Annotated in this window: 13 protein-coding genes; 7 read left to right on the top strand and 6 right to left on the bottom strand. The window is 66.2% G+C overall.

Features of this window, described 5'->3' with window-relative positions; genetic code table 11:
• Position 1: 1 nt before the first annotated feature.
• Both ileS and APZ15_RS00470 read right to left on the bottom strand, forming a co-directional pair.
• A complete protein-coding gene (ileS, locus tag APZ15_RS00475; RefSeq protein WP_027786666.1) occupies positions 2-2,839 on the bottom strand; it encodes an isoleucine--tRNA ligase in 2,838 nt (945 codons plus the stop codon).
• A 102-nt stretch (positions 2,840-2,941) separates the two neighbouring features.
• Positions 2,942-3,934, bottom strand: coding sequence for a bifunctional riboflavin kinase/FAD synthetase (locus APZ15_RS00470; RefSeq protein WP_027786667.1), 993 nt, complete (start codon positions 3,932-3,934; stop codon positions 2,942-2,944).
• 122 nt (positions 3,935-4,056) lie between these two features.
• Between APZ15_RS00470 and purN the strand changes: the two genes are divergently transcribed.
• The 7 genes from purN to nadC all read left to right on the top strand — a co-directional run bounded on the left by purN (position 4,057) and on the right by nadC (position 11,145).
• A complete protein-coding gene (purN, locus tag APZ15_RS00465) occupies positions 4,057-4,719 on the top strand; it encodes a phosphoribosylglycinamide formyltransferase (protein WP_021160746.1) in 663 nt (220 codons plus the stop codon).
• Positions 4,716-5,981, top strand: a complete 1,266-nt coding sequence (locus tag APZ15_RS00460; RefSeq protein WP_021160747.1) for an RsmB/NOP family class I SAM-dependent RNA methyltransferase — start codon at positions 4,716-4,718, stop codon at positions 5,979-5,981. Before purN ends, APZ15_RS00460 begins: the two co-directional genes overlap by 4 nt.
• 18 nt (positions 5,982-5,999) lie before the next feature.
• Complete coding sequence (locus tag APZ15_RS00455) at positions 6,000-7,364, top strand: mechanosensitive ion channel family protein (RefSeq protein WP_027786668.1); 1,365 nt, start codon at positions 6,000-6,002, stop codon at positions 7,362-7,364.
• Positions 7,365-7,585: 221 nt separating this feature from the next.
• Positions 7,586-8,779, top strand: a complete 1,194-nt coding sequence (locus APZ15_RS00450; RefSeq protein WP_027786669.1) for a DesA family fatty acid desaturase — start codon at positions 7,586-7,588, stop codon at positions 8,777-8,779.
• Positions 8,780-8,957: 178 nt separating this feature from the next.
• The gene (locus APZ15_RS40625; protein ID WP_155253121.1) at positions 8,958-9,095 is read left to right on the top strand and encodes a hypothetical protein; all 138 of its coding nucleotides are present in this window, start codon (positions 8,958-8,960) and stop codon (positions 9,093-9,095) included.
• Positions 9,096-9,127: 32 nt separating this feature from the next.
• Complete coding sequence (nadA, locus tag APZ15_RS00445) at positions 9,128-10,264, top strand: quinolinate synthase NadA (protein ID WP_027786670.1); 1,137 nt, start codon at positions 9,128-9,130, stop codon at positions 10,262-10,264.
• Entirely contained in the window at positions 10,261-11,145 is an 885-nt protein-coding gene (gene nadC, locus APZ15_RS00440; protein ID WP_021160751.1) for a carboxylating nicotinate-nucleotide diphosphorylase, read from the top strand. Before nadA ends, nadC begins: the two co-directional genes overlap by 4 nt.
• Before the next feature lie 89 nt (positions 11,146-11,234).
• On the opposite strand, the gene nadB is transcribed toward nadC, so the two are convergent.
• The 4 genes from nadB to radC all read right to left on the bottom strand — a co-directional run bounded on the left by nadB (position 11,235) and on the right by radC (position 14,411).
• Complete coding sequence (gene nadB, locus APZ15_RS00435; protein ID WP_027786671.1) at positions 11,235-12,821, bottom strand: L-aspartate oxidase; 1,587 nt, start codon at positions 12,819-12,821, stop codon at positions 11,235-11,237.
• 160 nt (positions 12,822-12,981) lie between these two features.
• A complete protein-coding gene (gene rpmG / locus APZ15_RS00430; protein ID WP_006478046.1) occupies positions 12,982-13,149 on the bottom strand; it encodes a 50S ribosomal protein L33 in 168 nt (55 codons plus the stop codon).
• 17 nt (positions 13,150-13,166) lie between these two features.
• Complete coding sequence (gene rpmB, locus APZ15_RS00425) at positions 13,167-13,400, bottom strand: 50S ribosomal protein L28 (RefSeq protein ID WP_004186391.1); 234 nt, start codon at positions 13,398-13,400, stop codon at positions 13,167-13,169.
• Positions 13,401-13,637: 237 nt separating this feature from the next.
• Positions 13,638-14,411, bottom strand: coding sequence for a RadC family protein (gene radC / locus APZ15_RS00420; protein ID WP_027786672.1), 774 nt, complete (start codon positions 14,409-14,411; stop codon positions 13,638-13,640).
• Positions 14,412-14,519: the final 108 nt, after the last annotated feature.

The raw sequence follows: 14,519 nt of genomic DNA, 5'->3' as shown, positions 1-14,519 counted from the left end.
TTCAAGCAGCGCTCCGGATTTCGCCGTTTTCGAACAGGTTGGAGAAGCAGCGGCCGCACAGCGTCGGGTGATCGGCGTGCGCGCCGACATCTTCGCGGTAGTGCCAGCAGCGTTCGCACTTCTGGTACTTCGACGCTGCGACGTCGACGCTTTCCTGCGCTTCGTCGTCGACCTTGACGACCGTCGCGGCCGACGTGATCAGCACGAACTTGAGATCATCGCCGAGGCTCGTGAGCGCGTCGTAGCGTGCGCCGCTCGCATGCACGGCGACTTCGGCCTGCAGCGACGAACCGATGCGGTTCGCGGTGCGCGCTTCCTCGAGCGCCTTCGTCACGTTGCCGCGCACATCGCGCAGCAGCGCCCACTTCTCGATCAGCGCGGCCGAGCCGGCGACTTCCGGATACGCGTAGTAGGTTTCCGTGAAGATCGTGTCGCTGGCCGGCTGGAACACCTTCCACGCTTCTTCCGCCGTGAACGACAGGAACGGCGCGAGCACGCGCAGCAGGCCGTGCGTGAGGTGGTACAGCGCGGTCTGCGCGGAGCGGCGCGCGCGCGAATCGGCCGCGCTCGTGTACAGGCGGTCCTTCAGCACGTCGAGGTAGAAGCCGCCGAGATCTTCCGAGCAGTACGTCTGCAGCTTCGCGACGACCGGGTGGAATTCGTACTTCTCGTAGTGGCCGAGCAGTTCCGTCTGCAGTTGCTGCGAGAACGCGACCGCATAACGGTCGATCTCGAGCCATTCGTCGACGGGCACCGCGTGCTGCGCGAAGTCGAAGTCCGACAGGTTCGCGAGCAGGAAGCGCAGCGTGTTGCGGATGCGGCGATAGCCTTCGGTCACGCGCTTCAGGATTTCCTCGGAGATCGCGAGCTCGCCCGAATAGTCGGTCGATGCGATCCACAGGCGGATGATTTCCGCGCCGAGGCGGTTCGCGACTTCATGCGGATCGATGCCGTTGCCGAGCGACTTGCTCATCTTGCGGCCTTCGCCGTCGACCGTGAAGCCGTGCGTGAGCAGGCCCTTGTACGGCGCGCGGCCGTCGATCATCGATGCGGTCAAGAGCGACGAGTGGAACCAGCCGCGGTGCTGGTCCGAGCCTTCGAGGTAGAGGTCGGCCGGGAACTGCAGCTGATCCTTGTGCGAGCCGCGCAGCACGTGCCAGTGCGTCGTGCCCGAGTCGAACCACACGTCGAGCGTGTCGCGGTTCTTTTCGTACAGGTTCGCGTCGTCGCCGATCAGCTCGCGCGGGTCGAGCGTCTGCCAGGCCTCGATACCCGACTGCTCGACGCGCTTCGCGACTTCCTCGAGCAGCTCGAGCGTGCGCGGGTGCAGCTCGCCGGTTTCCTTGTGCACGAAGAACGCCATCGGCACGCCCCATTGGCGCTGGCGCGACAGCGTCCAGTCGGGACGGTTCGCGATCATGCTGAACAGGCGCTGCTTGCCCCACGACGGGTAGAACGCGGTGGCGTCGATGCCTTCGAGCGCGGTTTCGCGCAGCGTCTTGCCGCCGTCGCGCGGCGTCACGTCCATGCCGGCGAACCACTGCGACGTCGCGCGGTAAATGATCGCCGTCTTGTGACGCCAGCAGTGCATGTAGCTGTGCTTGTAGTGCTCGCTGCGCAGCAGCGAGCCGGCCTCGCGCAGCGCGTCGACGACCTTCGGGTTCGCGTCCCAGATCGACAGGCCGCCGAACAGCGGCAGCGATTCGATGTAACGACCGTCGCCCATCACCGGGTTGATGATGTCCGAGTCGGTCATCCCGTGCGCCTTGCACGACTGGAAGTCCTCGATGCCGTACGCGGGCGACGAGTGCACGACGCCGGTACCGGTGTCGGTCGTCACGTAGTCGCCGAGGTAGACGGGCGCGGTGCGCTTGTAGCCGGGGTGGGCCGATGCGAGCGGGTGGTGGAAGCGCAGGTTCGCGAGCTTCACGCCCGGCGCGGTCGCGACGACGCGGCCGGTCAGCTTGAAGTCGGTCATGCAGGCTTCGACACGTTCTTCCGCGATGATCAGCAGCCCGCGCTCGGTGTCGACTAGCGCGTAGACGATTTCCGGATGGAGGTTCAACGCCTGGTTCGCGGGGATCGTCCACGGCGTGGTGGTCCAGATCACGATGCCGCCCTCGGCGCGCGGCAGCGCCGGCAGGCCGAACGCCTGCGCGGTCTTTTCCGGTTCCGCGAACGCGAACATCACGTCGATCGTCGGGTCGGTGCGGTCCTTGTACTCGACTTCCGCTTCCGCGAGCGCCGAGCCGCAGTCGAAGCACCAGTTCACCGGCTTCAGCCCGCGATACACGTAGCCCTTCTCGATGATCTTGCCGAGCGCGCGGATCTCTTCCGCCTCGTTGACGAAGTTCATCGTCTTGTACGGGTTGGCCCAGTCGCCGAGCACGCCGAGACGCTTGAAGCCGACCTTCTGCTTCTCGATCTGCTCGGTCGCGTACGCGCGCGCCTTGCTCATCACTTCGGCCGCCGGCAGCGACTTGCCGAACTGCTTCTCGATCTGGATCTCGATCGGCATCCCGTGGCAATCCCAGCCGGGCACGTACGGTGCGTCGAAGCCGGCCATGTTGCGCGACTTGACGACGATGTCCTTCAGGATCTTGTTGACGGCGTGGCCGAGGTGGATGTCGCCGTTCGCATACGGCGGGCCGTCGTGCAGGATGAACTTCGGCCGGCCCTTGCTGGCCGCGCGGATCTTCTCGTAGAGGCCGCGTTCTTCCCATTCCTTGACCCACTGCGGTTCGCGCTTGGGCAGGTCGCCGCGCATCGGGAACGGCGTGTCGAGCAGGTTGACCGGATACTTGGCCTGCGGTTTCGAATCGGCTTTCTTGTTGCTCATGATGGGATCGCTATCTAAATCGGGAGACGCGCGAGCGTCGTGAATCGGGGATGCGCGCGAGTGAGCGGCGCGAGGGTGCGGCGCCAGGCGCCGCCGTCCGGATCAGCTAATTCGGTCGGTGGCCGACGTCGAGAAGCCCGTGGCGCGGCTGCCCGGCGCACGGTCACGCTCGATGAAGTACGCGCGTGCATGCGCGACGTCCAGCGCGATCGCGCGCGACAGCGCCTCGAGATCGTCGAATTTCGCCTCGTCGCGCAGCTTCTTCAGGAATTCGACGCGGATGAGCTTGCCGTACGCGTCGCCGTGCCAGTCGAGCAGGTGGACTTCGAGCAGCACGCGGCCGGAATCGTCGACGGTCGGGCGCAGCCCGAGGCTCGCGACGCCCGGCAGCGGGGTGGGGCCGAGGCCGTGCACCTGCACGACGAAGATGCCCGCGAGCGCCGGACGCTTGTGCGCGATCGGCAGGTTCAGCGTCGGGAAGCCGAGGTCGCGGCCGAGCTTCAGCCCGTGCGCGACGTGGCCGCTGATCGCATAGCCGTGGCCGAGCGCCTGCGCGGCCGCGTCGAGATCGCCCGCGGCGAGCGCGGCGCGCACGCCCGAGCTGGAGATGCGCGTGCCGTCGCTGCCCGCGACCGTACCCATCTGCTCGACCTCGAAGCCGTACTGTTCGCCGGCCGCCTTCAGCGTGTCGAAGGTGCCCGCGCGCTTCGCGCCGTAGCAGAAATCGTCGCCGACCATCATCCAGCGCGTGTGCAGCCCGCCGACCAGCGTGCGTTCGACGAACGCCTGCGGCGACTGGCTCGCGAACGTGTGATTGAAGTGCTCGACGACGACGCGGTCGACACCGTGGTCGCGAAGCGCCTCGAGCTTGTCGCGCAGCATCGCGATGCGCGGCGGCGCGCCGGCGGGATTGAAGAATTCTCGCGGGTGCGGCTCGAACGTCATCACGCACACGGGCAGGCCGCGCGCGTCCGCTGCCGCGCGCACGCGCGCGAGCAGGGCCTGGTGGCCGCGATGGACACCGTCGAAGTTGCCGATCGTCAGCGCGCACGGGGCGCGGCTCTCGGCGTTGGGCAGGCCGCGGAAGACTTTCACGATAGCGGATGCAGCGTCGGGGAATGGGCGGTGGGATGCCGCAAAGCAGAAGATTATAAACGTTCGGGCGGGCCGGCGGCCGAGAAGGCGGGAAAGGCGGGGGCGAATGGTAAAATTCGTGGATGAAAAAACTCGTGATCCTGATTTCCGGTCGCGGCAGCAACATGGAGGCCATCGTCCGCGCGTGCGCGCAGGAACGCTGGCCGGCCGAGATTGCCGCCGTGATCGCCAACCGGCCCGACGCGGCCGGACTGGCTTTTGCCGCGTCGCACGGGGTGGCGACGGCGGTGGTCGACCACCGCTCGTTCGACGGCCGCGACAGCTTCGACGCGGCGCTCGCCGCCGAGATCGACCGGTTCGCGCCCGATCTCGTCGTCCTCGCCGGCTTCATGCGCATCCTCACGCCCGCATTCGTCAGACGATACGAAGGCCGGTTGCTGAACATCCATCCGTCGCTGCTGCCGAGCTTCAAGGGTATCCACACGCATCAGCAGGCGCTCGACGCGGGTGTCGCGCTGCATGGCGCGAGCGTGCATTTCGTCATCCCCGAGCTCGACAGCGGCGCGATCGTCGCGCAGGGCGCGGTGCCCGTGCGCGCGGGCGACGACGCGGCGGCGCTCGCGCAGCGCGTGCTGGCGGTCGAGCATGTGCTGTATCCGCGCGCGGTGCGCTGGTTCATCGAGGGCCGTTTGCGCCTCGAGAACGGCCGCGCAGTGGTGGCGCCGGAAGAGGCGCGCTGGATTTTCGCGGATCAACCGCATACCGAAACGAGTGAGGGCGTATGAAGCTGCACGGATTCCTGATCGGCCAGACCGAGACTTTGCTGGCCGAGGTGCTGAAGTTCGCCGGCCCCGCCGACGCGACGACGAGCCGGTTCTTCCGCGCGCACCCGAAGCTCGGGCACGCAGAGCGCGGCGTGATCGCCGAGGCGGTGTTCGCGGTGCTGCGCCGGAAAATGGAGTTTTCGCACCTCGCCGAGAGCGGCACCGGTACGCCGGCACGACGCCTCACGCTGCTCGGCCTGATGCAGACGGTCGGCCGCAATGCGCTGAAGCCGTTCCTGTCGGACACCGAGTCGGCGTGGCTCGAGCACGTGTCGAAAATCGACCCGGCGAGCCTGCCCGTGCGCATTCGCACGAACCTGCCCGACTGGATTCACCAGGCGCTGTCGGCCCGTTTCGACGCCGACGAGCTCGCGCAGCTTGCCGCCGCGCTGAACTATCCGGCGCCGCTCGACCTGCGCGCCAACGCGCAGAAGGCGAGCCGCGACCAGGTCATCGACGGGCTGCGCGCGAGCGGCATCGACGCGGGCGCGACGCCGTTCGCACCGTTCGGCGTGCGCGTGGTCGGCAAGCCGGCGCTGACGCGCCTGAAGCTGTTCGAGGAAGGCGCGATCGAGGTGCAGGACGAAGGCAGCCAGCTGCTGTGTTCGCTGGTCGCGCCGCGCCGCGGCGAGATGGTCGTCGATTTCTGCGCGGGCGCGGGCGGCAAGACGCTCGCGCTGGGCGCGATGATGCGCTCGACCGGGCGCCTCTATGCGTTCGACGTGTCGGAGAAGCGCCTCGCGAAGCTGAAGCCGCGCCTCGCACGCAGCGGGCTGTCGAACGTGAACCCGGTGCTGATCGACAGCGAGCACGACGCGAAGATCAAGCGGCTCGCCGGCAAGATCGACCGCGTGCTGGTCGACGCGCCGTGCAGCGGCCTCGGCACGCTGCGCCGCAATCCGGACCTGAAGTGGCGCCAGACGCGCACCGCGATCGATGAACTCACGCCGAAGCAGGCGTCGATCCTCGCGAGCGCCGCGCGCCTGGTGAAGAAGGGCGGCCGGCTCGTCTACGCCACCTGCAGCGTGCTCGACGCCGAGAACGAACGCATCGTCGAGCAGTTCCTGGCCGACCATCCCGAGTTCGTGCTGGTGCCGGCGCAGAAGGTGCTGGATGACCAGCGCATCGCGCTCGAGACCGGCGACTACCTGTCGTTGTGGCCGCACCGTCACGCAACCGACGGTTTCTTCGCCGCCGTCCTCGAACGGCGCGCTGCGCAGTAACGACCGCCCGGACTGACGATGGAAAATCTGCAGAGCCGCCTGCTGTCGCATCGGCTGGAATCGATCATTCGCGACTTCCACCAGCCGGTGATGATCTGGCAGGCGGCGATCCTCGTCGGCGCGCTGTGTTTCGCATGGGTGACCGCGCGCTTCGTGCACGGCCGCATCGATGCACGCCGCCGGGCGGCCGGCCGCGCACCCGGCGCGGGCGCGCAAAGCCTGAAGCGCGCGCTGTTCCCGTTGTTCGGCAGCGTCTTCGTCGGCGCCGCGCAGCTCGCGTTCGACCCGTTCATGTCGACGTCGCTGCTGTCGCTGGCGCTCGTGCCGCTGTTCGGCATCGGGCTGATCTACGTGCTGTTCTTCTTCGCGCGGCGCGTGTTCGCGCGCGACGGCCACACGCATGCGTGGCTGTCGATCGTCGAGAAAATCGTGTCGACCGTCGTGTGGGCCGCGATGGTGCTGACCGTGCTGGGCATTCAGCGCGACGTGCTGGGCTGGCTCGACAGCGTGCAGTTCCGCGTCGCCAACGCGCACCTCACGCTGCTGTCGGTGATTTCCGGCGCGCTGTGGGTATGCGTGACGCTGATGGTCGCGATGTGGCTGGGCTCGGTGCTCGAGGATCGCCTCACGCGCGCAAGCACGCTCGACGCGAACCTGAAGGTCGTGCTGTCGCGGGTCGGCCGCGCGTTGCTGGTATTCGCGGCGATCCTGATCGGGCTGTCGCTGGTCGGCATCGACGTGACGGTGCTCGGCGTGTTCGGCGGCGCGGTGGGTGTCGGCCTCGGTTTCGGGCTGCAGAAAATCGCCAGCAACTACGTGTCGGGCTTCATCATCCTGCTCGACCGCTCGCTGCGGCTCGGCGACGCGATCAGCGTCGGCGGGCTGCAGGGCGTCGTCACGCAGATTCGCACGCGCTACACGGTCGTGCGCGGCCTCGACGGCAACGAGACGCTGATTCCGAACGAGAAGCTGATCACCGACGTCGTGCAGAACCAGTCGTCGTACCTGACGCGCGGCTACGCGAAGGTTGCGGTGCAGGTCGCGTACACCAGCGATGTCGAGCACGCGCTCGTGTTGCTCGCCGATGCGGCCAGGGATGTGCCGCGCGTGCTGGCGGAGCCGGCTCCGACCCCGTATCTGGTGAGTTTCGGTGCGGACGGGATCGACCTGGAGCTCGGTTTCTGGATCGAGGATTCGGCGAAAGGCACGTCCGGCGTGCGTTCGACCGTGAACCGCAATATCTGGCGGCTGTTCAGCGAGCACGGGATTTCGATCCCGTTCCCGCAGCGCGAAGTGCGGGTCGTGGGGCTGCCCGACGGCTTTTCTGCCGCCGGCGTGGCGGCCGGCAACGGCGCGGCGGACGGGCGCGCGCCGGCTGCGTAGCGCAAGCCGGTCGCCAAATGTATCGGCCCCGCGGTCGGAACCGGATCGCGGGCCGTTCCAAGTCCGCCCATGGACTGCGCCTGTTGCGTCAGGGCAAGAAAATGTTCATTTTTTACAAAGACTTGGAACGGTTGAAGTAAAATTCTGGTCTACACGCGGTATGCTTTCATTTTTCTGACGCTTGGCGCGGGCCGGCGTCGCTCTCATCACAGGTAACTGCCTTGTTGAATTCCCTGCTCGATTTTCTTTCCCACGGGCTCCTGCATTTTTCGTGGTGGCAGGTCGCGCTGTTCGCGCTCGCCGTCACGCACGTCACGATCATCGGCGTGACGGTCTACCTGCACCGCTGCCAGGCGCATCGCGCACTCGAGCTGCATCCGATCGCGAGCCACTTCTTCCGCCTCTGGCTGTGGATGACGACCGGCATGCTGACGGGCCAGTGGGCCGCGATTCACCGCAAGCACCATGCGAAGTGCGAGACCGAGGAAGATCCGCACAGCCCGCAGACGCGCGGCATCTGGAAGGTGTTCCTCGAGGGCGCCGAGCTGTATCGCGCGGAAGCGAAGAATGAAGAGACGATGCGCAAGTTCAGCCACGGCACGCCGAACGACTGGATCGAACGCAACATCTACTCGAAGTACCCGATCCTCGGCGTGAGCCTGATGATGGTGATCGATGTCGCGCTGTTCGGCGTGCTCGGCCTGACCGTCTGGGCCGTGCAGATGGTCTGGATTCCGTTCTGGGCGGCTGGCGTCGTCAACGGCTTCGGTCACTTCTGGGGTTATCGCAACTTCAACTCGGCCGACGCGAGCACGAACCTGTTCCCGTGGGGCATCGTGATCGGCGGCGAAGAGCTGCACAACAACCACCACACGTTCGCGACGTCGGCGAAGCTGTCGAACAAGTGGTACGAGTTCGACATCGGCTGGATGTACATCCGCATCATGTCGGCATTCGGTCTCGCGAAGGTGAAGAAGGTCGCACCGACGCCGCGCCTGAACAAGCCGAAGACGGTGCTCGACCAGGAAACGCTGCAGGCCGTGCTGTCGAACCGCTACGAAGTGATGGCGCGCTACGGCAAGGCCGTGAAGCGCGCATACCGTCAGGAGCTCGCGCACCTGAAGGAAATCGGCGGCGAGAAGTACCAGCTGATGCGCGGTGCGCGCAAGTGGTTCCACAAGGATGCCGACGGCCTCGACGAGCCGCAGAAGAAGCTGCTGCCGGAAATCTTCGCAAACAGCCAGAAGCTGCACACGTACTTCCAGCTCCGCCAGGATCTGGCCGCGATCTGGGATCGTTCGACCGCATCGCGCGAACAGCTTCTCGCCCAATTGCAGGATTGGTGCCATCGCGCAGAACAAAGCGGCATCAAGGCGCTGCAGGAATTCGCGACGCGCCTGCGCCGCTACGCCTGATTCGAAATCGATTAGAATCTAAGGACGTCAAAAACCCCGCGTTGGCGGGGTTTTTTATTTGGGCTTCCGGTTTTGAAGGTAATCGGTAGGGCCGGATTTGTATGAGGCTTGGGGCAGCGGCGAATGGTTGCCCCGGGGCGAGCACAGGGGTGAGGCCGGAGGGGGCGCCAAGGCGCTGATGCTGGTCGACCGCGAAGCATGGATCGAAGTAAATGCCAAAGCACTAACTTGGATCGACCGCGAAGCATGGATCGAAGTAAGCGCCAAAGCACTAACTTGGATCGACCGCGAAGCATGGGATCCAAGTAAGCGCTAAAGCGCTAACTTGGATCGACAGGAGATATGGAGATGCAATCGACGATCAAACCCGTCGAATACGATCGGCCCGTCGCAGCAGGGACCGTGTGCGGCGTGGGGCAGGCATGGGCCAAGGTGCCCGACGCACCGTCCGCCGAAGAGCGCGCTGCACTGAAGGCACGTATCAAGGCGCTGCTCGTGCGTGAAAAGGCCGTCCTGGTCGCGCACTACTACGTCGACGCCGAATTGCAGGAACTGGCCGACGAAACGGGCGGCTGTGTCGCCGACTCGCTCGAAATGGCCCGCTTCGGCCGCGATCACGACGCGCAGACGCTGGTCGTCGCCGGCGTGCGCTTCATGGGCGAAACCGCGAAGATCCTGAGCCCGAACAAGCGGATCCTGATGCCCGACCTCGATGCGACCTGCTCGCTCGACCTCGGCTGCCCGGCCGACGAATTCTCGGCGTTCTGCGATGCGCATCCCGACCGTACCGTCGTCGTCTACGCGAATACCAGCGCCGCCGTGAAGGCGCGCGCGGACTGGATGGTCACGTCGTCGATCGGCCTCGAGATCGTGGCCGACCTGCATGCGCGTGGCGAGAAGATCATCTGGGCGCCGGATCGCCATCTCGGCAGCTACATCCAGAAGAAAACCGGCGCGGACATGCTGTTGTGGCAAGGCTCGTGCCTCGTCCACGACGAGTTCAAGGGCATCGAACTCGACCTGCTGCGCGCCGAGTATCCGGACGCGAAGGTGCTCGTCCACCCCGAATCGCCGGAAAATGTCGTCGCACAGGCGGACGTCGTAGGCTCGACGACGCAATTGATCGACGCAGCCGTGAAGTTCGACGCGACGCGCTTCATCGTCGCGACCGATCTCGGCATCCTGCACAAGATGCAGCTTGCGGCGCCCGGCAAGACCTTCATCGCCGCACCGACGGCCGGCAACAGCGCAACCTGCAAGAGCTGCGCACATTGCCCGTGGATGGCGATGAACGGCCTCGCGAACCTCGCCGACGTGCTCGAACGCGGTCACAACGAGATCTTCGTCGATCCCGCGATCGGCGAGCGTGCACGTCTGCCGATCGACCGGATGCTCGATTTCGCAGCGGCGCACAAGAAGCGCGTGCAGGCGAGCGGCGATCTGCAGCGCGACCAGCAACTGTTTGCGAACGTGGGGGCTGCATGACGAACGCAGCCGTATCCCCGCTGTTCGACGTCGTCCGCGAGCAATACGGCGCGGCATTCGACGATGCGATCGCGCGCAACGTGGCCGATGCGATCGCGGAAGACGTCGGCACGGGCGACCAGACCGGGCGGCTCGTGCCGGCCGGCGGGCGTCGCCGGGCGCGCATCATCGTGCGCGAGGACGCCGTGCTGTGCGGCGTACCGTGGTTCGAGGCCGTGATTGCACGAATCGATCCGGCGATCGTCGTGCAATGGCGCTATCGCGAAGGCGACCGGATGACGCCCGATTCGACCGTCTGCGAACTCGAAGGGCCGGCGCGTGCACTGCTGACGGCCGAGCGCAACGGACTGAACTTCCTGCAGTTGCTGTCGGGTGTCGCGACTGCGACGCGCCGTTACGTCGAGCGCGTCGAAGGCACGCGCGCGAAGATCCTCGACACGCGCAAGACGCTGCCGGGCCTGCGGCTCGCGCAGAAATACGCTGTGCGTGTCGGCGGCGGCGAGAACCAGCGTCTTGCGCTGTATGACGGCATCCTGATCAAGGAGAACCACATCGCAGCGGCAGGCGGTGTCGGCGAGGCACTCGACGCGGCGTTCGCGCTGGAGTCGGGCGTGCCCGTGCAGGTCGAAGTCGAGACGCTCGCGCAACTCGATACGGCGCTCGCGCATCGCGCGCAGTCGGTGCTGCTCGACAACTTCACGCTCGACATGATGCGTGAAGCGGTGCGTGTCGCGAACGGCAAGGCTGTGCTCGAAGTGTCGGGCGGCGTCAATTTCGATACGGTGCGTGCGTTCGCGGAAACGGGTGTCGACCGTATCTCGATCGGCGCGCTGACGAAGGACGTGCGCGCGACGGACTATTCGATGCGTATCGTCGACTGACCGCGCGACATCCCGTCTGACAAAAAAGCCGCTGGCGCGCAAACGCCAGCGGCTTTTTTCGTGGACCGCAGCCGGGAACGGCTTGGCGGTCAGCGGCGCGAGCGGGGCGTGAGCACGCTCGGCAGCGCCTTCGGCAGCGTGTGCGGCCAGTCGCGGCTGTAGTGCAGCCCGCGGCTTTCGCGGCGCGAGTACGCGCTTTTCACGATCAGTGTCGCCACGTCGACGAGGTTGCGCAGTTCGAGCAGGTCGCGCGTCACGCGGAAGTTCGCGTAGTACTCCTGGATCTCGTCGCGCAGCAGCGACAGCCGGTGCTTCGCGCGTTCGAGACGCTTGTCGGTACGCACGATGCCGACGTAGTTCCACATCAGGCGGCGCAGCTCGTCCCAGTTGTGCGCAACGACGACTTCCTCGTCCGCATCCGACACGCGGCTTTCGTCCCACGCGGGCAGCGTGGCGGGCGTTTCGGCGTCGAAGCCGGCCGCCTCGATCGCGTCGGCCGCCGCTCGGCCGATCACGAGACATTCGAGCAGCGAGTTGCTCGCGAGCCGGTTCGCACCGTGGAGCCCGGTGTACGACGTTTCGCCGACCGCATACAGGCCCGCGAGATCGGTGCGCCCGGCGAGATCGGTGACGACGCCGCCGCACGTGTAGTGGGCGGCCGGCACGACGGGAATCGGCTGCTTCGCGATATCGATGCCGAATTCGAGGCAGCGCGCGTGGATCGTCGGGAAGTGCTCGCGCAGGAACGCTTCCGGCTGGTGGCTGATGTCGAGATACACGCAGTCGATCCCGCGCTTCTTGATCTCGAAGTCGATCGCGCGTGCGACGATGTCGCGCGGTGCGAGTTCGGCGCGCGGATCGTGCGCGGGCATGAAGCGCGTACCGTCGGGCAGCTTCAGCAGGCCGCCTTCGCCGCGCACGGCTTCCGAGATCAGGAACGACTTTGCATAGGGATGGAACAGGCAGGTCGGGTGGAACTGGATGAATTCCATGTTGGACACGCGGCAGCCCGCGCGCCACGCCATCGCGATGCCGTCGCCGGTCGCGGTGTCGGGGTTCGTCGTGTACAGGTAGACCTTGCCGGCGCCGCCGGTCGCGAGCACCGTATGCGGCGCCTCGATCGTGATCGTGCGGTCGTTGTCGACGTCGAGCGCATACAGGCCGTGACAGCGGCGGCCGGGCAGGCCGAGGCGGTCCGACGTGATCAGGTCGATCGCGTGGTGGTTTTCGAAGAACGTAATGTTCGGATGCTGGCGCGCCCGCGCCGACAGCGTCGCGAGCACCGCGTGGCCGGTCGCGTCGGCCGCGTGGATGATCCGGCGGTGGCTGTGGCCGCCTTCGCGCGTGAGGTGGAAGCCGAGCTCGGCTGCGTCGTCCTTCGTGAACGGCACGCCCTGGGAGATCAGCCATTCGATCGCTTCGCGGCCGTGCTCGACGATGTAGCGCGTCGCGCCTTCGTCGCACAGTCCGCCGCCGGCGACCAGCGTGTCGTCGACGTGGTTCTCGATGCTGTCCGCCGAATCGAGGACGGCCGCGATGCCGCCTTGCGCGTTATCGCTTGCTCCCTCCATCATCGAACGTTTCGCGATCAGCGCGACACGTCGCGTGCTGGCCAGGTTGAGTGCGACCGACAGCCCTGCCAGGCCGCTGCCGACGATCGCCACGTCGAATTTCATGCTGCATCTCCATCGTTACGCTTTTGATCTTGTGCGTTCCGGCGGCCGCAGCCGCGGAAAGGGGAGAGCATACCGCGTCGCGCCGGAGCGTGCGCGCAAAACAAAAAGCCCCGCATGTGCGGGGCTTTTCGGTCGCCGTCAGGCTGGCAGAAACCGGAGATTACTTGATCTTGGTTTCTTTGTATTCCACATGCTTGCGGACGACGGGATCGAACTTCTTGATCGCCATCTTTTCCGGCATGTTGCGCTTGTTCTTCGTGGTCGTGTAGAAGTGACCCGTACCAGCGGTCGACTCGAGCTTGATCTTGTCGCGTGCGCCTTTTGCCATGATTGTGCTCCTTGGGCTTAGGCTTCGCCGCGTGCGCGCAGGTCAGCGAGCACGGAATCGATGCCGTTCTTGTCGATCAGGCGCAGGCCGGCGTTCGAGACGCGCAGGCGCACCCAGCGGTTTTCGCTCTCCACCCAGAACCGGCGGTTTTGCAGGTTCGGCAGGAAGCGGCGCTTCGTCTTGTTGTTGGCGTGGGAAACGTTGTTGCCGCTCATCGGCGCTTTCCCAGTTACTTGGCATACGCGTGCCATGAGAGCACTCCTAATACGCTAAATTCGGGGTTCGATCGCCGATGAAGGTTCCATCGTACCGCCACGTGATCCATGGCTGCACTCAGAACGCCGAAGCCCTTACAGACAAGGCCCTTCGATGGCTAGAACTGGTTGGAAAAAAGACAGACGGCGATTCTAGCAGAAAAAGTTCAGAAAAATCAAACCTAATTTCGCATCGCCGTTGCGGCGCCCTCAGGCGGGCCGCAACCGCACAGTCTACAGCCAACCGGCCCGTGCGAACGAAAAAGTATCACTGGTGCCGATGACGACGTGATCGAGCAGCTGAACGTCGACGAGCGCGAGCGCGTCGTGCAGCACGCGGGTCAGGCGCCGATCCTCCGCGCTCGGCTGCACCGCGCCGGACGGATGGTTGTGCGCGACGATCAGCGCCGCGGCGTTGTGCACCATCGCGCGGCGCACGATCTCGCGCGGGTAGACGGCCATGCGCGTCAGCGAGCCGCGCGTGATTTCCTCGGTGTCGATCAGGCCATGGCGCGCGTCGAGGTAGACCGCGGCGAACACTTCGTGCGGGCGCGCACCGATCTTCATCCGCAGATAGTCCTCGACCGCGCCGGGCGAATCGATCAGCCTCTTCTCGCGCGCTTTCTCCTTCAGCACGCGCCGCGCGATCTCGGTGACCGCAACCAGCCGCGCGGAGCGCGCGGGGCCGATGCCGGGGTGCGCCTCGAAATCGTCGGCGGTTGCCTCGAGCAGCCCGCGCAACGTCTTGAACTGCCCGACCAGCGCGCGGGCCGTGACGAACACGTCGTGCCCCGGCTTGCCGGTGCCGAGCAGCAGGGCGATCAGTTCGTCGTCGGTCAGCGCGGCCGACCCGCGCTCCAGCAATCGCTCGCGCGGCCGCTCGGGCCGCCAGTCGCGCGGGCGGCGCTTGCGCCGGCGGATCGGGAGGCCGCGGCCGGGCGGAGCGGCAGGCAGATCGGCGGTGTCGCGGCATTCGACGGGCGGCGGGGTGAGGCAGGGTGACAGCATGCTCGAAACTCCATTGGCGGCGGGCGGTGTGCGCGACGTCGTCGCACTTTCCGCCTTGCGCGCTCAGGTGACTTACAATATTGGCTTTGCGCCGGGCCTTTCGGCCGT

The organism is Burkholderia cepacia ATCC 25416 (assembly GCF_001411495.1).
GTDB classification, from domain to species: domain Bacteria; phylum Pseudomonadota; class Gammaproteobacteria; order Burkholderiales; family Burkholderiaceae; genus Burkholderia; species Burkholderia cepacia.
Note: the sequence above shows the minus strand (reverse complement) of the source record. Positions and strands in the feature narration are given on the sequence as shown.